Below are 18,642 nucleotides of genomic sequence, written 5' to 3' on the forward strand. Positions count from 1 at the left end.
AGCGTATTGTGCCCGCCAGCATGATCGCTGGCTGTGGATGATGGGTTGCCGGGGCTGGCTGTCACGCTCCCATAGCTTCCCGGATCGTTGCCCAGATGCGCGCAGGCGTCGCCGGCATGTCGATGTGCCTGACGCCATACGCGCGCCAGAGCGCGTCGGTGACCGCGTTGAGTGCGGCCGGGGTCGAGCCGATGGTGCCGGCCTCGCCTGCCCCCTTGATGCCGAGCGCATTTGTTGTCGAAGGCACGTTGCGGGTCTCGAAATGGAAGAACGGGAAATTGTCGGCGCGCGGCATGGCGTAGTCCATGTAGCTCGCCGTCAAAAGCTGTCCGTCCTCGCTATAGATCGTGTCTTCGATCAGTGCCTGGCCGATGCCTTGCACGACGCCGCCGTGCACCTGGCCGGCAAGCAGGATCGGGTTCACGGTGACGCCAAAATCGTCGACGATGGTGTAGCGGACGATCTCGGTGGCGCCGGTGTCGGGGTCGATCTCGACCTCGCAGATATGGGTGCCGTTCGGGTAGGTGCACTCGTCCTGCACGAACTCGCCGAACCCTTTGAGATCATCCGGCGTCTTGGCGGCCTTGGCGATGGTGGAAAAATCGATCGAGCGATCGGTGCCGACGATGCGGGCAGCGCCATCAGACAGCTCGATGTCGCCGGCCGAGGCTTCCAGCTCATCGGCAGCGATGCGCTTGATCTTGTGGGCCAGATCCTCGCCCGCGCGGGAAGCTGATACACCCCCCAGCGGAATGGAGCGCGAACCTCCGGTGCCGCCGCCGGCCTTCAGCTCGTCCGTATCGCCCTGGCGGACATGGATCTTGTCGATGTCGAGGTTGAGCTTTTCCGACAGGAACTGCGCATAGGCGGTGGCGTGCCCCTGCCCGTTGGTCTGGGTGCCGATCTTCAGCGTCACCGTGCCGTCGCCATTGAGTTCGACAAAGGCCGGTTCCGACCCGGGAAAAGCGCAAGCCTCGATATAGGTCGCCATGCCGAGGCCTCGGATCTTGCCGCCGGCTTTCGACTGCGCCAGCCGCGCCGGGAACGCTTTCCATTCGGAGCGTTCGATGGCACGCTCCATATGGCCTTCGAATTCACCGGTGTCGTAGAGGCGGCCGGTTTGGGTGCGGTAGGGAAACTGCTCAGGCCGGATGAAGTTGCGGCGCCGGATCTCCTCGACAGGCAGGCTGAGATCATGGGCACAGGCATCGACAAGCTTTTCCAGCAGGAACGCTGCTTCCGGCCGGCCGGCGCCGCGATAGGCATCGACCGGGCAGGTGTTGGTGTAGAGGCCGGTGACTGAGACGTCGAGCGCCTGGATGTCATAGACGCCGGTCGACATGGTGACGCCGATATAGGGGATAAAGGGACCGTATTGCGAGATATAGGCGCCGATGTTGGCGAGCAGATCCACCTTCATGCCAAGGAAGCGGCCGTCCTTGTCCAGCGCCATCTCGGCCGTCACGAAATTGTCGCGCCCTTGCGCATCGGTGAGGAAGTGTTCGGTGCGATCGCCCGCCCATTTGACCGGGCGGCCAAGCCGCTTTGCCGCCTCCAGCACCAGCGGATACTCGCGGTAGACGAAACTTTTCGGCCCGAAACCGCCGCCGACATCGGGCGTGATGACGCGCAGCTGAGCCTTCTTGATCTTGAACAGGCCGGCCAGGATGTACTGCATGGAATGCACGCCCTGCGACCCCGTGGTCAGCACGAAGCGGTTCTCCTCTACGTTCCACTCGCCGATCGCGGACCGCGGTTCCATGTAGTTGCACACCAGCCGGTTGTTGACGAAGTCGATGCGGGTGACATGGGCGGCTTTGGCGAAAGCCGCGTTGGTCTTCTTCTTGTCGCCCATGTGGTAGCTGAAGGCGCGGTTGGAACCGAGTTCCGGCCAGACCAGCGGCGTGCCTTCGGCAAGTGCCGTTGCCGTACCAGAGGCCGCATCTTCGCTGTCATAGTCGACGTCGATCAGTTCAGCGGCATCCTGCGCCAAGGCACGGCTGTCGGCGACGACGAAGGCAACGGCATCGCCGACATAGTGGACCCGGTCGCGGCACAGGATGGGGATGTCGCGCGTCGGCGCCTTGGTGCCGTCCGGCTGTTCCTGCATGACGCCGGATTTGAGATCGCCGAGATGGGCAAGGTCCTTGCCGGTCAGCACCAGCTGGACGCCTGGTGCCGCCTTCGCCGCCTCGGTCGAACCGATGGTGAAGCTGGCCTTGGCGACCGGCGAGCGCAGGACATAGCCGTGCAGCACGCCAGCCGGCTGGATGTCGTCGGTATAGCGGCCCTGCCCCTGGATGAAGGCAGCATCCTCGCGCCGCAGCACGGATGCGCCCATGCCGAATTTCGGTGTGACGACGGTCATGGATGCCTCGTGATGATGCCGGGAGAAGGAACGCCTGAAATAGGCATTGCCTTAGTTTTGTCGAGGGGCCGTTTCGTGTAAAGAGCGCGGACTTCAAATTTCTTGGACCAGCGGACACAATCCGCCACCAACGCAATCGACAGGAAAACCCACGGAATGCGCACGGACACCGGCCAGGTCTTCAAGCTCGAAGACTATCGCCCCAACGACTACCTCATTCCGCAAACCAACCTCACCTTCCGCCTTTCGCCAGACGCAACGCGCGTCACCGCCTTCCTTACCGTCGAGCGACGTGACGGCGTATCCGCGTCGGCACCATTGGTGCTCGACGGTGACGGCCTGACGCTCAAGCGCATCGAGATCGACGGCAAGAAGGTGAAACCGGCGGATCTGCTGGCGAGCCCAGACCAGCTGACCATCCTCAAGCCGCCGGCCGCAAATCGCTTCCAGTTGTTGATCGAGACCGAGCTGGCGCCGGCGGGCAACGAAGCCCTGATGGGCCTCTACCGCTCGAGCAATGTCTACTGCACGCAGTGCGAGGCCGAAGGCTTTCGCCGCATCACCTATTTCCTCGATCGGCCCGACATCCTGTCCGTCTACACGGTGCGGATCGAAGCGCTGCGTGACGAGGCGCCGCTGCTTCTGTCCAACGGCAACCCGCTCGACAGAGGCGATCTGGGCGACGGCTGGCACTATGCCAGATGGCACGACCCCTTCCCCAAGCCGTCCTACCTGTTCGCGCTGGTGGCTGGCCATCTCGGCCAGCTCGCCGACAGTTTCGTCACCCTGTCCGGCCGCACGGTCGAGCTCGGCATCTATGTCGAGCCCGGCAAGGAGAAGCTGGCCGGCTACGCGATGAACGCCCTGAAGCGGTCGATGAAATGGGACGAGGAAGCGTTCGGCCGGGAATACGATCTCGACGTCTTCAACATCGTCGCCGTGTCCGACTTCAACATGGGCGCGATGGAGAACAAGGGCCTTAACATCTTCAACGACAAATATGTGCTGGCCGATCACGAGACCGCGACGGACGCTGATTTCGCCAATATCGAGGCAATCATTGCGCACGAGTATTTCCACAATTGGACAGGCAACAGAATCACTTGCCGCGACTGGTTCCAGCTCTGCCTGAAGGAAGGCCTGACGGTCTTCCGCGACCACGAATTCTCCGCCGACCAGCGCTCGCGAGCGGTCAAGCGGATCGCCGAAGTGCGCACCTTGCGCGCCCACCAGTTTCCCGAGGACCAGGGCCCGCTGGCGCATCCGGTACGGCCGCACCGCTACCGCGAGATCAACAATTTCTACACGGCGACGGTCTACGAGAAGGGCTCCGAAGTGGTGCGCATGATCCGCACGATTCTCGGGCCCGACGTCTTTCGCGCAGGCATGGACCTCTATTTCGAGCGGCACGACGGTGACGCGGCGACGATCGAGGATTTCATCAAGGTGTTCGAGGATGCGTCCGGCCGCGACCTGTCGCAGTTCGCGCTCTGGTATCATCAGGCGGGCACCCCCAATTTGACAATCAGTTCGACCCACAATCCGGCCGCGCAAGAATTCACGCTCGAAATCGAGCAGTCGGTGCCGCCGACACCCTCCGAAAGCCGCAAGCGGCTGATGCACATCCCGCTCGCCTTCGGCCTGATCGGCGCCGGCGGCAAGGCCGTGGAATATAGCGGCGTCGAGGGCGCCAGCGTCGAGGACGGCGTCATCCATGTCCGCAAGCGCCGCCACATGGTGCGGTTTTCAGGCGTCGCCGAGCGCCCGGCCGTGTCGCTCAACCGCGGCTTTTCGGCGCCGGTGACGCTTTCGGTCGAGCAGAAAGCCGACGACCAGTTCTTCCTCGCCCGCCATGACAGCGACGCCTTCTCGCGCTGGCAGGCCTTCAACACATTGCTGACCGATGCCCTGATTGCTGCCTTCCGCGAGATCCTCGGCGGCAAGCAGCCGGCCTTTGCATCGCGGCTGACCGAGCTCGCCGGCAGCATCGCCGGCGACGAGACGCTGGAGCCTGCCTATCGTGCACTGGCGCTGGCATTGCCGGGCGAAGCCGACATTGCCCGCGACATCGGCAGGAATATCGACCCCGATGCCATCTATGCGGCTCGCCAGACGCTGGCGCTGGCAATCGGTACCGCCAACCGGGACGCTTTTTCGGTCCTCTACCTCAGCCTCGCCGACAAGGCGGCGTTCAGCCCCGACGCGGCAAGCGCCGGACGACGCGCCTTGCGCAACACCCTGCTCGATTATCTATCGCTGCAGCCGGGTGGAGCAGCACTCGCCGCCGGGCATTTCCAGTCCGCGACCAACATGACCGACCGCGCGGCAGCGCTTGCCGTGCTCGCGCATCGTCACCACGGTTCGCCCGAGGCGATCGAGGCGCTGGCGGCTTTCGAGACGATTTATGGCTCCGACCCGCTGGTCATGGACAAATGGTTCCAGATCCAGGCCAGCGTTCCAGGACCGCAGACCGTCGACACTGTGCGGGCCCTGACCAGTCATCCGGCCTTCTCGGTGGGCAACCCAAACCGGGTGCGCTCGTTGATCGGCACCTTCTCCAGCGCCAACCAGACCGGCTTCCATCGTGCTGACGGCGAAGGCTACCGGTTCTTTTCGCAAACGGTGCTCGAGGTCGAAAAGCGCAACCCGCAAGTGGCGGCAAGGTTGGCGACGGCGCTCAGATCGTGGCGTTCGCTGGAACCTCTGCGGCAGGCCAAGGCCCGGGAAGCGCTGCTTTCTATCGCCAACGCCGAAAACCTGTCGGCTGATCTGAGGGATATCGTCGAGCGCACACTGGCGTGAATGCGCAATCTCTTCAAGCACCCGTTAAACCAGTCCCGGCTGATGGGATTGGGGCTTTGCGGTCAACTCGATCCCAAGCGCCTTCATCACGGCAATCGTCGTTTTCAGGGTTGGATTGCCGTTCTCACTGAACGAGCGATAAAGCTGTTCACGCGAAAGTCCCGTCTGGCTCGCTATCTGGGCCATGCCTTTGGCGCGGGCTACGACCCCCAGCGCATGCGCGATATAGCCGGAATCTTCGGAAGCAAATGCTTCCGCCATGAATGCCGCAATCGCCTCGTCGGAGGTCAAGCCTTCGGCCGGATCAAAGGTTGTCAGTTTTTCAGCCATGTCATTCACTCCATTCTTTTGCCAGACGTTTCGCCGTCGCGATGTCCTTCTTCTGGGTGCCTTTATCGCCGCCGCACAGGAGGACGATGATCGTGCTCCCCCGCTTCTGAAAATAGACGCGGTAGCCGGGGCCGTAGTGGATGCACAACTCGCTTATCCCTTCCCCCACGGGCTCGACATCTCCCGGGTGCCCATAGGCAAGACGGTCAAGCCGAGCAAAGATCGCACCTCGGGCGCGCTCATCCCTTAGCCGCGTCCACCACTTTCGGAACGTTTCGGTCTGCTTCAGATCGATCATAGGGAAATGTAGTTTATAAACTACAACTTGTCAAGCAACCCAGAGAGACGGTCGCGCGCCAGAAGGCATTGGGCCGTTTCGGCATTATTTTAGTCGATTTTTAATCTTTTTTCGCCGGACCACTGGACAAGGCGAATCACCTTTGATTCTTTACTGACGATTCGGATGTGCGGCGTTTGCCGGATCACCAAGCAGCATAGGCAAATTCGGGGAGTGCCATTTATGGCGAAGGCGGACGCGTGGGGCGCGCCCGGAGGGACGGCTTTTGCGCATCGCGAGACGCGAAGCGACGGCCTTGCCGGGAATACGCGGCTCATCGCCGAACCGGCCTACCGGCGGCTGCTGGCCGCCGAGCCGCTGTTGCGCCGATCGATACCCGTCCTCATCATTACTTTCCTGATCGTCATCGCGGCGCTGCGCGTGCTGTCGCTGATGAACGAGCGCGACGATGTCGAACGCAATGCCAAGGCAATCCTAACGCTGGCGGCCGGCCAGCTGGCCAGTTCGCTCGCCACCACTTCGGACACGGTGCCCGGCGCCATCCAGGATCTGCTGGAGACCACCAGCCGTCAGGGCGCGATGGGCCGCAGCCATGTGCTCGTCATCACCGACAGTGCTTTCAGAATAGTCGCGGTGACACCGCGCTCGATGCCATGGCAGGGCCATTCGCTCGACGGCCTCGTCGAGGGCGGCCAGCCCTTGTTCATGTTCGGCGATCGTGCCGGCGTCATGGAAGTCAACATCGACGGACGGGACTGGTATGCGGCGGTCAGCCTGGCGAATGGTGGAAAGGGCGCATCGGCGGCGCTGGTGCCGCAGGACGCGGTTTTCGATGCCTGGCGCAAGACGGTTTCGATGAACGTCACCCTGTTCGTGCTGACGGCCGGCGTACTGATTATCATCCTCTACGCCTATTTCGGCCAGGCAGCGCGCGCACAGGCGGCTGACCGCATCTACCTCGAAGCGCATCAGCGCATCGACATGGCACTGGTTCGCGGCCGCTGCGGCCTGTGGGACTGGGACATGGTGCGCGGCAAGATGTACTGGTCGCGCTCGATGTACGATATGCTCGGCTACAAGCCCTGCGACACGATGCTGTCCTTCGGCGAGGTCGATCAGATCATCCATCCCGAGGACGGCGACCTGTTCGAGCTTGCCAACAGAATCGTCGCACGCGAGATCGACCACATCGACCAGGTGTTCCGGATGCGGCATGCCGACGGCCAATGGGTCTGGATGCGCGCACGGGCGCAGGTCATCGATCCGGAAGCGCCGGAGATCCAGCTGATCGGCATCGCCGTCGACGTCACCGAACAGCGTCATCTGGCGCTGCGTTCCGAGGCGGCCGACCTTCGCCTCAGGACCGCGATCGAGAACATCAACGAATCCTTCGTGCTGTGGGACTCGGCGCAGCGCCTGATCATGTGCAATTCCAAGTACCAGCAGGACAATGGGCTTTCGGACCGCGACGTGATGCCGGGCGTCACACGCGCGGCTCTTGAAGAACGCATGCAAGCCTTTGCTTCCGAGCGGCGGCTTGCCAACACCAGCGGACTGCAAGGTGGCGCCACCTTCGAGCGGCAGCTGGCCGATGGCCGCTGGCTGCAGGTCAACGAACTGACGACCCGGGACGGTGGCATCGTTTCGGTTGGATCCGACATTACCCAGATCAAGCTGCACCAGGAGAAGCTGGTCGACAGCGAACGCCGGCTTATGGCGACGATCCATGATCTCAGTCTCGCCCGCCGGGCCGAAGAGGAGCGCTCGCGCGAACTGGTCGACCTCAACCGCAAATACATGAAGGAAACCGAGCGCGCCGAAGCGGCGAACCGGGCCAAATCCGAATTTCTGGCCAACATGTCGCATGAGTTGCGCACGCCGCTGAACGCCATCATCGGCTTCTCCGAACTGATGGAACAGGGCCTGTTCGGTCCGCTCGGGTCGGAGCGCTACGAGGAGTACGCCACCGACATCAACAGCAGCGGCAAATATCTGCTGGGGGTCATCAACGACATTCTCGACATGTCGAAGATCGAGGCCGGCCAGTTCTCGCTGGACCGGGAAGAGATCGACCTCGGCCCGCTGATCAGCGAGACCGTTCGCGTCGTCTCGCTGCAGGCGGCGCAAAAGGCGATCACCGTGGAAACACGCATCGCCGACGCGTTGACGCTGGTCGCCGATCGCCGTGCGATCAAGCAGATCGTCATCAACCTTTTGTCCAATGCGGTGAAATTCACCGGCCAGGGTGGCCGCATATCGGTCAGAGCCCGCAACACGTCCGCCGCGCTGGTGCTGACGATCGAGGACAATGGCTGCGGCATACCGAAAGACGCGCTCGGCAAGCTCGGCCGGCCTTTCGAACAGGTGCAAAACCAGTTCTCCAAGAGCCATGCCGGATCCGGCCTTGGCCTTGCCATCTCACGCTCGCTGGCCGAGCTCCAGGGCGGCGCGCTGAAAATCCGTTCGACCGAAGGCGTCGGCACGATCGTGTCGGTGCGCATTCCGGTGAAGAAAGCCGCGCCAGCCATCAAGGTCGCTGCCTAGCAAACAGGCTCCGGCTGACGCCGCCGGAGCCTGCAGCCTCACTGCATACTGCCGTCGTTGCCGTCGCCGCCCCATTGACGGTGGCGATCAAAGCGGCCGCCTTTGGGCAGTTCGCTCTTCTCGACCTTGCCGTCATTGTTCCTGTCGAGCATGGCAAAGACTTTCTTCTCCCGACTGGTGATGTCGTCTGACGTCAGCGTGCCGTCGCCCTTGGTGTCGTAGCGGGCGATAATGCGTCTGGCCATCTGCTCGAAGCGCGCCTTCTCCAGCGCGTCGGCAAGCTGGGCGACAGTCAGCTTGCCGCCATTGTCGGCGACGAGCTTCTTCAGCCGTGCGTTCATGGCGTCGGAGAACTGGTCGAAGGTGATGGTGCCGTTCGAATCCTTCATCGCCTTGTTGAGGCGCACCATCGTGCCCTCACGTATTTTTGCGCTGGCATTGTTTTCGGCATAGGCCGTGGTGCCGACGGCGCCGGCCAAGGCTACGAAGGCAAGGGCAAGTTTGGTTGACTTTCTCATGGTCTTCTCCTGTTGCATCGTCACCCCCGATGCCAGAGCGGCGGATCTTCGATCCTGTTGCCGCTCTGTCTCTTTGTTTGAACATCGGATTTTCCGAAAACCGGTTTCCACTTTTGGGTCCGATGCTCTAGCCGAGATAGCCGCTCGTCGCGGTCATCCCGTACGAAGCAGAAGGTCGAAGTCTTTCCTGACCTTTTGCGACGTCTCTTTGAGGTGCGCTTCCAGCACACCGAAATCCGGCAGGTCGGTCACCGCCAGAAGCAGATCCGAAAGCCCCGGCGGAACGTCGTCGCGCTCAAAGGCTCCGGTGAGGCACAGCCGCGTCATCTGGGTCAGTGCCAGATAAAGCGCATAAGCATCGCAAAGGTCCTGCCTTATCCCTGCATCGGCAAAGCCCGGCGCCAGGCGCGACAGGATCTCGGCCGTACCGGTGGCACGAGCAATTGGCACGGCCGGGGCACGTGGCACGGCCAGGGCACGCGGCCCGGCCTCGACCTGCCCGGTGATGACAGCCACCTGAGCGATGAATTCGAGATCGATCAGGCCGCCGGGGATCAGCTTGATATCCCAGAGATCGCGCGACGGCTTTTCCTTTTCGATCATGGCGCGCATGTCCGAGGCCTCGGCCATCACCTTTGCCGCGTCGCGCGGCTGGCCGAGCACCGCCGCCACTTCCGCCTCGACCTCGCTGCACAGGTTGGCGTCGCCGGCTATGGCGCGCGCCCGCGACAGCGCCATGTGCTCCCACGTCCAGGCTTCCTGGCGCTGGTATTTCTTGAAGGCATCGATATGGGTGGCCACCGGCCCCTTGTTGCCGGATGGCCGCAAGCGCAGGTCGAGTTCGTAGAGCACCCCCTCCGCCGTCGGCGCGGACACGGCCGCGATCAGCCGCTGCGTCATGCGGGTGTAGTAATGCGAAGGCGCCAGCGGCTTGTCGCCATCGGACTCTTCCGCATCCGGCGCGTGATCGTAGAGCAGGATCAGGTCGACATCCGATCCGGCGGTCAGCTCGCGGCTGCCGAGCTTGCCCATGCCGAGCAGCGAAACCACGCCGCCGGCAATCGTGCCGTGACGGGCCGCGAATTCGGCCGTCACCGCCTGCAACGCCGCCTCGATGGTGAGATCCGCCAGATCGGAAAAGGCGCGGCCGGCCCGCGCCGGATCGATCGAGCCGGCCAGCAGCCGCACGCCGATCAGGAATTTCTGCTCGGAGGCAAAAATGCGCAGTCGGTCGAGCACGTCCTCATAGAGCCGATCGCCGTCGACAAAGGCTGAAAGCCGCGCCGACAGATAGGCGCGGTCCGGCAATTCGGTCAGCAAGGCCGGGTCCAGCAAGCCGTCGAAGACATGCGGGCGGCGTGTGATGATCGCCGCCAGCCGGGGTGCCGCACCCATGATCGTCGCCAGAAGCTTCAGCAGGGCCGGATTGGACTGCAGCAAGGAAAACAGTTGGATGCCGGCGGGCAGGCCGGCGAGAAACTCGTCGAAGCGCATCAGGGCTTCGTCCGCCCGGCGCGTCTGGCCGAAGGAGCGCAGCAGCGCCGGCGTCAGTTCCGTCAGCCGCTCGCGGGCCTCCGCCGACTGGGTGACGCGATAGCGGCCGAAATGCCAGCCGCGAATGACGCGGCAGATGTCGCTCGGCCTGTGAAAGCCGAGGCCATGCAAGGTCTGTAACGTATCGGGATCGTCGACATCGCCGGTGAAGACCAGATTGCCGATGCCGGTCGAAAGCTCCGGCGCGGTTTCGAAAAGTGCTGCGTAGTGGCGTTCGACCTGTTGCAGCGAGGTGCGGAACGCCATGGCAAAGGCAGAAGCATCGGCAAAGCTTAGCATGCGCGCGATGCGCTCCAGCCCCTCATCGTCTTCCGGCAGCGTGTGGGTCTGCTCGTCGGCAACCATCTGCACGGCATGTTCGACGCGGCGCAGGAACCAGTATTGACGAGCCAGCGCGTCGCGCGCATCGGCGGTGATCCAGCCGCGTGCCGCAAGCTGGCCGAGCATCGGCACGGTCTCACGGCCACGCAATTCCGGGAAGCGTCCTCCGGCGATGAGCTGCTGGGTCTGAACGAAGAACTCGATCTCGCGGATGCCGCCGCGCCCGAGCTTGACGTTGTGGCCCTTCACGGCGATCTCGCCATGGCCCTTGTGGGCGTGGATCTGGCGCTTGATCGAATGGACGTCGGCGATCGCTGCATAGTCCATGTATTTGCGCCAGATATAGGGCTGCAGCTCCTTGAGGAAGGCCGCACCAGCGGCCAGGTCGCCGGCCACCGGGCGTGCCTTGATCATGGCGGCGCGCTCCCAGTTCTGGCCACGCGCCTCGTAGTAGCGTAGCGCGGCCTCGACTGGGATCGCCAGCGGGGTTGAACCCGGATCGGGGCGCAGCCTCAGGTCGGTGCGGAAAACATATCCGTGCTCGGTGCGATCCTGCAGGATACGCACCAGGCGGCGCGTCAGGCGGGAAAACAATTCGGTGGCGTCGAGCGGATCGATCACGGCTGGCGCTTCCGGATCGAAGAAAACCACGAGATCGATGTCGGAGGAGAAATTCAGCTCGTGCGCACCAAGCTTGCCCATGCCGAGCAGGATCCAGCCCGATTTCTTCGATGGGCTGTCGAGATCCGGCAGTTTGAGCTTGCCCTGGCCATGCGCGTCGCGCAGCAGGAAGTCGACGGCCGCACGGGTGCAAGCATCGGCAAGGTCGCTCAGCCGCTGCACCGTCAGCGCCGTTTCGGCTTCACCGGCAAGATCGGCCAGCGCGATCAAGAAATGCGCCTCGGCCTTCCATTGACGCAGTTCCATCATCAGGCCGGATTCCGAGACCGACTCGGCCAAATGCGCCTGGTCGATGGCAGCACCGATCGCCTTCAGCCGATCCTCGACCGCCTGCTCGAATAGCCCGTCGAGGATCTGCGGCCGGCGACGCGCCGTGTCGCGCAGGAAGGGCGACAGATCGAAGACAGCTGCGAGGAAATCCTGGCCCTCCCCTTTGCCGGCCAAGAACTTGGCCAGCCGCGTCAGCCCTTCTTCGCGGGCGGCGGAAGCGATCTCGGCCAGTTCCTGCCGCGAACGGTCCTCGTCCAGCGGAGCCAGGCTGGTCGCCGGCTTCAACAGCCAATCCGTCGCCCTCGCAGCCGTGCTCATCAGTGATCCTCCCGTGCCGGGAAACTCATGATCACGGATAGTCCGGGATTGCCAGGCAAGAGATCAAGCCGGCCATTGTGGAATGTCATGACGGCCTTGGCGAGGCTGAGGCCGAGGCCGGAACCCGGCTGCGAACGGCTCTTTTCCAGCCGCACGAAACGTTCCGTCGCGCGGGCGCGGTCGCTGTCGTCGGGGATGCCGTGGCCATTGTCGACGACCGACAGCCGAACATCCGTGCCGGTTCGCTCAAGGGCTACACGCACGGCCGGCTGAGCGGCGGCGTCGGTCGAATATTTGATGGCGTTGTCGACGATGTTCGACAACGCCTGGCCGATCAGTTCGCGGTTGCCGTTGACGAAGGTCGCCTCCCGCACGTCGGCCTCCAGCGACACGCCTGCCTCCTCCGCCACCGGCTCATAGAGTTCGACGACATCGCGCACGGCTTCCGCCAGATCGACTCGGTTGGTGTTTTCCGAGGAGTAGCCTGCCTCCAGCCTAGAGATCATCAGGATGGCATTGAAGGTTTTTATCAGCTGGTCGGATTCGGCAATGGTGCCTTCCAGCGCCTGGCGGTAGTCGGCAGTCTTGTGCTTGCCCGAAAGCGCCGCTTCTGCCCGGTTGCGCAGCCGCGTCAGCGGCGTCTTCAGATCATGCGCGATGTTGTCGGAAACCTGCTTCAAGCCTTCGTTGAGCGTGGCGATCCTGGCCAGCATCACATTGAGGTTTTCGGAAAGCCGGTCGAACTCGTCGCCGGTCCCGGTCACCGGGAGCCGGCCGGACAGGTCGCCACCCATGATGCGGCGGCTGGCCTCCGACACACTGTCGATGCGCTTCAGCGCCGCGCGGCCGACGAAGAACCAGATCAGCAGCCCGCCAAGCCCCATCATGCCGAGCGCCAGCATCAGCGCGCGGCGAATGACGGCGCGAAATCGCTCCGGCTCGCCAAGGTCGCGACCAACCAGCATGATCATCTGGTTCGGCAGCCGCAGCACCAGCGCAATGGCGTTGTGGCCCGTTTCGCCCTGCGCCTGCGCGTCGTTCTGCTCGGTTTGGTTGGTACCCTGCTCGGCGGGCAGATTGCGCAGACGTTCGAGCTCTCCTTCGCCAAAGCGCTGGTAGGAGAACGGACTGCTGGTCCAACCTTCGGTTTCGAGAACGCCCGGTTCAAGGCTCTGCACATTGCCGGTCAGAATCTGGCCGTTGGCGTCGGCGATCAGATAGAGGTTTGCGCCGGGCTGGCGCGAGCGCGCCTCGACCACACGGACCAACACCGGCAGGCCGCCACGTTGATAGGCGCGAGCCAGACCGAGCACCTCGTCATTGATGGTGTCCTGGGTCTGCGCCGTCAGCATGCGCGCCGAAAGGGAGGTCATGTAGAAGACGAGCGCCACCGCGCAGAGCGCGAAGAGCAAGAGGTAGAGCGCCGAAAGCCGCGCTGCCGTCGTCTTCATGATGGCTGGCACGGAAAGAGCCATGCTGCCGCTAGCTGCTCTTCAGCATATAGCCGGCGCCGCGAACCGTATGCAGGATGGGCTTGTCGAAGCCCTTCTCGATCTTGCCGCGCAGCCGCGAGACATGGACGTCGATGACATTGGTCTGCGGATCGAAATGGTAGTCCCAGACATTTTCGAGCAGCATGGTGCGCGTCACCACCTGCCCGGCATGCCGCATCAAATATTCGAGCAAGCGGAATTCACGCGGCTGCAATGTGATCTCGCGCGCCGCGCGGCGGACCGAATGCGACAGCCTGTCGAGTTCGAGATCGCCGACGCGGTAGACGGTTTCGGCTTCCTTGGCGCTGGCGCGGCGGTTCAGCACCTCGACGCGGGCCAGAAGCTCGGAAAAAGCATAGGGCTTGGTCAGGTAATCGTCGCCGCCGGCGCGCAGGCCGGTGACCCGGTCATCAACCTCGCCGAGCGCCGACAGGATCAGCACCGGCGTCGTGTTGCCCCTGGACCTGAGACCGGCAATAACCGATAGGCCGTCGCGGCGCGGCATCATCCTGTCGATGACCATCACGTCGTAGTCGCCGGCGTCGGCGAGCGCGAAGCCGGTTTCGCCATCACCGGCGACATGCGCGGTGTGACCGGCCTCGGTAAAGGCTTTCTGCAAGTAATCCGCGGCCTCGCGATCGTCTTCTATGACGAGAATCTTCATAGGACTGTTATACGCGATTTCGCCGGAACGTTGAGTGGCAGACATCTGCATTGTGGCCTTTGCCAAAGCGCATCGCGATCAAGATCCGAAGCCGTGCGCGATAAAGTCCTTGTCTCCGATGTCGTTGCGCGAAGACCGCTGAAAGCTTTCAGACGACACTCCAGGCTTTCTGACGAAATGCCGGAGCTTTCCGACGAAATCCAGGGATAGTGCGGCAGCGGGCGATGGGAGGCCCGCTGCCGCCGGGGGAGAGCACGATGACTGACTAACGCACGCTCCTCCATGCTTTCCCGTGCGGCGGCTCGGGGGTGTTTGAAACGGCCGCACTGGAAAAGTCGAGCAGCTTCAGCCCTTGGCGACGGGCAGCGCGACGAAACGATTGGTGTCGTCGCGGGTAATCTGCATCAGCACTGCCTTGCGGCCGGATTTGACCGCGTCGGTCATCGCCTTGGTGACGTCGTCGGTGCCGTTCACTTCGGTCGAATTGACTGATGTGATGACGTCGCCCGGCTGGATGCCGCGATCTGCGGCATCGCTGTCGGGATCGACGTCGGTGACCACCAGTCCCTTGCCGTTTTCGGACTTGGTGACGGTCAGGCCGAGATCGGCCAGAGTGTCGGGCCTGGCCGGAGCAGGCGGCTGCGGCTGGTCGGCAGATGCCTGCTTGTCGCTGGTGGGCAGCGTGCCGAGATCGACCTTGACTGCCTGGCTCTTGCCGTCGCGCCACACCGTGACGTCGACCGATTTGCCCGGCGAAAAGGCACCGATCAGACGCGCCAGTTCCTTCGGCGAAGCAACGTCCTTGCCGTCGACCTGGGTGATTACGTCACCGGCCGTGATCCCGGCCTTCTTGCCGGGACCGTTGTCCTGGGCGCTGGAAACCAGCGCGCCGTTGTTGGACTTCAGGCCGAGCGATTCGGCGATGTCGGGAGTGACCGGTTGGATTTCGACACCGAGCCAACCACGCTGTACGGAACCGCTCTTCATAAGGTCCTGAACGACCTGCTTGGCGGTCGAGGCGGGAATGTCGAAGGCGATGCCGACGCTGCCGCCGGACGGCGAGAAGATCGCGGTGTTGATGCCGACGACCTGACCGTTGAGGTTGAAGGTCGGGCCACCCGAATTGCCGCGGTTGACCGAGGCGTCGATCTGGATGAAGTCGTCATAGGGGCCGGCGCCGATGTCGCGGCCGCGGGCCGAGACGATGCCGGCGGTGACTGTGCCGCCGAGGCCGAACGGATTGCCGACGGCCACCACCCAGTCGCCGACACGAACCTTGGAATCGTCGGCGAAGTCGACATAGGTGAACTTGCCGACACCGTCGACCTTGAGCACGGCAAGATCGGTGCGCGGATCGGTGCCGATCAGCTTGGCGTCGAGTTCCTTGCCGTCATTCATCACCACGGTGAAGGCCGAGCCTTCCGAAACGACGTGGTTGTTGGTGACGAGATAGCCGTCATCGGAGATGAAGAAGCCGGACCCCTGCGCAACCGGCCGCGGCTGGTCGTTGTTGTGATCACGGTGGCTGAAGCGCCTGTTGCCGCCTTGGCCATCCTGATCGCCAAAGCCGCGGAATTCCTTGAAGAAGCGGCGCAGCTGCGGGTTGTCGGGCATGTTGTTCATGCCATCCGGATCGTCGGACTGGTCAGAGCCGTCATCGGCCGCCGGGCTGATCTTTGCTTTGACCTTGACGCTGACGACGGCGGGAGAAACGCGCTCGACGACATCGGCGAAGCCTGGCACCTGCGGCGCCTCGACGCGCACGGCGTCGGCCAGAACAGGGCTGGTTCCGCTGGTCAGCGCGCCGACGCCAATCGCACCGACCACGGCGATAGAAGCGACGGCAGCCAGCAGACGCTTACGGGTGACGGAATATGAATTGGGGGCAATATTCATTCTCGTATCCTCTTTCAAATGGACGCTGCGTGATCGGCATCCTCGGGAAGAGAGAATTAGACAGGCGCACATTACAGCGCCATTTCCGACACATGAAACTTTGGTAATGTTTGGCAGCGACCGCAGCGTCAGTCGCGGCGCAATATGGCGTCCAACGATGCCTGCTCTTCGGCGGACAGGGATTTTGTCGCCAGCGTGCGGCGCGATCGCGTGATCAGCACAATGAAGACGCCTCCTACCAGCAACAGCAGGACAGGCGTGCCCCACAGCAACGCATTGCGCAGATCGAAACGCGGCTTCAGCAGCACGAACTCGCCATAGCGGGAGACGACGTAATCCATCACCTGCTGGTCGGTATCGCCGGCGACGAGGCGCTGGCGCACGAGGATGCGCAGGTCACGGGCAAGGTCGGCGTCGGATTCGTCGATCGACTGGTTCTGGCAGACCATGCAGCGCAGACCCTCCGACAGCGCCCGCGCTCGTGCCTCGAGCGCCGGATTGGGCAGCATCTCGTCAGGCTTCACCGCCATTGCCGCGCCGGCAAAAAACAGCGCCAGCAACAGGACAATGGAGGTCAGCGAAAGCCGTGCACTCATGGCAGGCCCGCGGACGGCACCGCGCTCGCCTGCTTGCGCCGCCGCGACGGCGCACCGACGCGCAGGCGCCTGTCCATCAGCGACATCGCCGCGCCCGCCATCATCACCAGGCCGCCGCCCCAGATCAACGTCACCAGCGGCTTCCACCACAGACGCACCACGACGGAACCGTCATTGCCCTCGTCGCCGAGCGAGATATAGAGCTGGGAGAGGCCGATCGTCCTGATGCCGGATTCCGTCGTCGTCATCTGCCGCACCGGATAAAACCGCTTGGCGGAGCTGATTTCGCCGACAGGACTGCCGCTGACGCCGATCAGTTCGAAGCGGCCGCGATCCTCGCTGTAGTTCGGCCCCTGGGCTGGATAAAGCCCGACGAAACGCACCTTATGGCCGGAGAGTTCGACGGTCTCGCCGGCATGCATCGATAGGATCTTTTCGGTCCCGAAGCAAAGCGTGCCGACGATGCCGAGCGTGGTCAGGCCAAGACCAAGATGAGCGAAGGCGGTGCCGAAGACCGAGCGCGGCAAGCCGAGCAAGCGCCTGACCATGATCCCCGCGGCAACATTGCCAAAGCCGGATTTGACGGCAAGATCGGTGAGCGCGCCAAGGATCAGCCAGACGGCAAGGCCAACGCCCAGGGCTGCAAACACCGAGGCACCGTCGATGAACAAAGCTGTGACAAGCGTTGCCAGAAGGGCTGCGGCAAACGCCACCATCAGGCGCTGCGCGACGGCGAAGACATCGCCGCGCTTCCAGGCCAGCAGCGGCCCGAACGGAACCACCAGCAACAGCGGCACCATCAACGGTCCGAAGGTGAGATTGAAGAACGGCGCGCCGACCGAGATCTTGTCCGCTGAAAAGGCCTCGACAGCGAGCGGATAGAGCGTGCCGACGAGCACGGTCGCGGTCGCCGTGGTCAGGAACAGATTGTTGAGGACAAGCGCCCCTTCGCGCGAAATCGGATGGAACAGGCCGCCGGCCGTCAGCCGGGAGGCGCGCAGCGCAAACAGCGCCAGCGAGCCACCGATGAACAGCGTCAGGATGCACAGGATGAAGACGCCGCGTGTCGGATCGGTGGCGAAGGCGTGGACCGAGGTCAACACGCCCGAACGCACGAGGAAGGTGCCGAGCAGCGACAGCGAAAAGGTCAGGATGGCGAGCAGCAGCGTCCAGATCTTCAGCGCCGAGCGCTTTTCCATGACGATGGCCGAATGGAGCAGTGCGGTGCCCGCCAGCCACGGCATGAAGGAGGCGTTTTCGACCGGATCCCAGAACCAGAACCCGCCCCAGCCGAGTTCGTAATAGGCCCAGTATGATCCCATGGCGATGCCGCCGGTCAGGAACATCCAGGCGACCAGCGTCCACGGCCGCACCCAGCGAGCCCAGGACGCGTCGATGCGTCCCTCGATGAGGGCGGCGACCGAGAAGGAAAAACAGATCGAGAAGCCGACATAGCCGAGATAGAGAAACGGCGGATGAATGGCGAGGCCGAGGTCCTGCAGGATCGGGTTGAGATCGCGGCCTTCGATCGGCGCCGGATTGAGCCGGACGAACGGATTGGATGTCGCCAGGATGAACAGGAAGAAGGCGGCGCCGATAGCGCCTTGCACGGCAAGCACATTGGCGCGCAGCGTTGCCGGCAGGTTGGAGCCGAAAGCGGCGACGAGGGCACCGAAGAAGGTCAGGATCAGCACCCAGAGCAGCATCGAGCCTTCGTGATTGCCCCAGGTTCCGGTGATCTTGTAGATCAGCGGCTGCAGCGAATGCGAGTTTTCCCAAACACTCGCCACCGAGAAATCGGAACTGGCATAGGCACTCGCAAGTGCTGCGAAAGACAGCGCCGTCAGGGCAAAGCCGGTTACGGCGACGGGACCACCGACAGCCATCAGGCGCTGGTTGTTCAGGCGCGCACCAAACAGCGGCACGATCGTCTGTACCAGCGACAGCGCAAACGCCAGAACCAAGGCAAAATGACCGGTTTCAACCATG

At 63.3% G+C, this 18,642-nt stretch carries 12 protein-coding genes; 2 read left to right on the plus strand and 10 right to left on the minus strand.

What is annotated here, in order from left to right:
* Positions 1-61: 61 nt before the first annotated feature.
* Positions 62-2,368, minus strand: coding sequence for a xanthine dehydrogenase family protein molybdopterin-binding subunit (locus tag NKJ06_RS05575; protein WP_352626845.1), 2,307 nt, complete (start codon positions 2,366-2,368; stop codon positions 62-64).
* Between the two features lie 156 nt (positions 2,369-2,524).
* On the opposite strand from NKJ06_RS05575, the gene pepN reads away from it, so the two are divergent.
* Positions 2,525-5,170 carry an aminopeptidase N gene (gene pepN / locus NKJ06_RS05580; protein WP_352626843.1) on the plus strand — a complete coding sequence of 882 codons (2,646 nt, stop codon included), beginning with the start codon at positions 2,525-2,527 and terminating at the stop codon, positions 5,168-5,170.
* A 24-nt stretch (positions 5,171-5,194) separates the two neighbouring features.
* Here the strand turns inward: pepN and NKJ06_RS05585 are convergent, their stop codons facing one another.
* Together NKJ06_RS05585 and NKJ06_RS05590 are read right to left on the minus strand one after the other, a co-directional pair.
* On the minus strand, positions 5,195-5,500 hold the full coding sequence (locus NKJ06_RS05585; RefSeq protein WP_352626842.1) for an addiction module antidote protein: 306 nt from the start codon (positions 5,498-5,500) through the stop codon (positions 5,195-5,197).
* Position 5,501: 1 nt separating this feature from the next.
* Positions 5,502-5,798 carry a type II toxin-antitoxin system RelE/ParE family toxin gene (locus NKJ06_RS05590; protein ID WP_352626840.1) on the minus strand — a complete coding sequence of 99 codons (297 nt, stop codon included), beginning with the start codon at positions 5,796-5,798 and terminating at the stop codon, positions 5,502-5,504.
* 222 nt (positions 5,799-6,020) lie between these two features.
* On the opposite strand from NKJ06_RS05590, the gene NKJ06_RS05595 reads away from it, so the two are divergent.
* Positions 6,021-8,342 carry a PAS domain-containing sensor histidine kinase gene (locus tag NKJ06_RS05595; protein ID WP_352626839.1) on the plus strand — a complete coding sequence of 774 codons (2,322 nt, stop codon included), beginning with the start codon at positions 6,021-6,023 and terminating at the stop codon, positions 8,340-8,342.
* Positions 8,343-8,380: 38 nt separating this feature from the next.
* On the opposite strand, the gene NKJ06_RS05600 is transcribed toward NKJ06_RS05595, so the two are convergent.
* From NKJ06_RS05600 to NKJ06_RS05630, 7 genes are all read right to left on the minus strand, one after another.
* A complete protein-coding gene (locus tag NKJ06_RS05600; protein ID WP_352626837.1) occupies positions 8,381-8,860 on the minus strand; it encodes an EF-hand domain-containing protein in 480 nt (159 codons plus the stop codon).
* A 153-nt stretch (positions 8,861-9,013) separates the two neighbouring features.
* Positions 9,014-12,004 (minus strand): bifunctional [glutamine synthetase] adenylyltransferase/[glutamine synthetase]-adenylyl-L-tyrosine phosphorylase, encoded by a 2,991-nt coding sequence (locus NKJ06_RS05605; RefSeq protein ID WP_352626836.1) that lies wholly within the window; start codon positions 12,002-12,004, stop codon positions 9,014-9,016.
* Complete coding sequence (locus NKJ06_RS05610; protein WP_352626834.1) at positions 12,004-13,479, minus strand: sensor histidine kinase; 1,476 nt, start codon at positions 13,477-13,479, stop codon at positions 12,004-12,006. The genes NKJ06_RS05605 and NKJ06_RS05610 overlap by 1 nt, the downstream gene beginning before the upstream one ends.
* 7 nt (positions 13,480-13,486) lie before the next feature.
* Positions 13,487-14,161, minus strand: coding sequence for a response regulator transcription factor (locus NKJ06_RS05615; protein ID WP_352626833.1), 675 nt, complete (start codon positions 14,159-14,161; stop codon positions 13,487-13,489).
* 345 nt (positions 14,162-14,506) lie between these two features.
* A complete protein-coding gene (locus NKJ06_RS05620; protein ID WP_352626831.1) occupies positions 14,507-16,057 on the minus strand; it encodes a Do family serine endopeptidase in 1,551 nt (516 codons plus the stop codon).
* A 128-nt stretch (positions 16,058-16,185) separates the two neighbouring features.
* A complete protein-coding gene (locus NKJ06_RS05625; protein WP_352626829.1) occupies positions 16,186-16,653 on the minus strand; it encodes a cytochrome c-type biogenesis protein in 468 nt (155 codons plus the stop codon).
* On the minus strand, positions 16,650-18,641 hold the full coding sequence (locus NKJ06_RS05630; RefSeq protein WP_352626827.1) for a heme lyase CcmF/NrfE family subunit: 1,992 nt from the start codon (positions 18,639-18,641) through the stop codon (positions 16,650-16,652). Before NKJ06_RS05630 ends, NKJ06_RS05625 begins: the two co-directional genes overlap by 4 nt.
* Position 18,642 lies beyond the last annotated feature (1 nt).

Origin of the sequence: Mesorhizobium sp. M0293 (genome assembly GCF_040321735.1) — a bacterium.
In the GTDB taxonomy this organism is placed as follows: Bacteria; Pseudomonadota; Alphaproteobacteria; order Rhizobiales; family Rhizobiaceae; genus Mesorhizobium.

Excerpts from the sequence above, each read along its gene's own strand:
- NKJ06_RS05575 (WP_352626845.1), bottom strand. The coding sequence starts at position 2,368 with ATGACCGTCGTCACACCGAAATTCGGCATGGGCGCATCCGTGCTGCGG.
- pepN (WP_352626843.1), top strand. The coding sequence starts at position 2,525 with ATGCGCACGGACACCGGCCAGGTCTTCAAGCTCGAAGACTATCGCCCC.
- NKJ06_RS05585 (WP_352626842.1), bottom strand. The coding sequence starts at position 5,500 with ATGGCTGAAAAACTGACAACCTTTGATCCGGCCGAAGGCTTGACCTCC.
- NKJ06_RS05590 (WP_352626840.1), bottom strand. The coding sequence starts at position 5,798 with ATGATCGATCTGAAGCAGACCGAAACGTTCCGAAAGTGGTGGACGCGG.
- NKJ06_RS05595 (WP_352626839.1), top strand. The coding sequence starts at position 6,021 with ATGGCGAAGGCGGACGCGTGGGGCGCGCCCGGAGGGACGGCTTTTGCG.
- NKJ06_RS05600 (WP_352626837.1), bottom strand. The coding sequence starts at position 8,860 with ATGAGAAAGTCAACCAAACTTGCCCTTGCCTTCGTAGCCTTGGCCGGC.
- NKJ06_RS05605 (WP_352626836.1), bottom strand. The coding sequence starts at position 12,004 with ATGAGCACGGCTGCGAGGGCGACGGATTGGCTGTTGAAGCCGGCGACC.
- NKJ06_RS05610 (WP_352626834.1), bottom strand. The coding sequence starts at position 13,479 with ATGGCTCTTTCCGTGCCAGCCATCATGAAGACGACGGCAGCGCGGCTT.
- NKJ06_RS05615 (WP_352626833.1), bottom strand. The coding sequence starts at position 14,161 with ATGAAGATTCTCGTCATAGAAGACGATCGCGAGGCCGCGGATTACTTG.
- NKJ06_RS05620 (WP_352626831.1), bottom strand. The coding sequence starts at position 16,057 with ATGAATATTGCCCCCAATTCATATTCCGTCACCCGTAAGCGTCTGCTG.
- NKJ06_RS05625 (WP_352626829.1), bottom strand. The coding sequence starts at position 16,653 with ATGAGTGCACGGCTTTCGCTGACCTCCATTGTCCTGTTGCTGGCGCTG.
- NKJ06_RS05630 (WP_352626827.1), bottom strand. The coding sequence starts at position 18,641 with ATGGTTGAAACCGGTCATTTTGCCTTGGTTCTGGCGTTTGCGCTGTCG.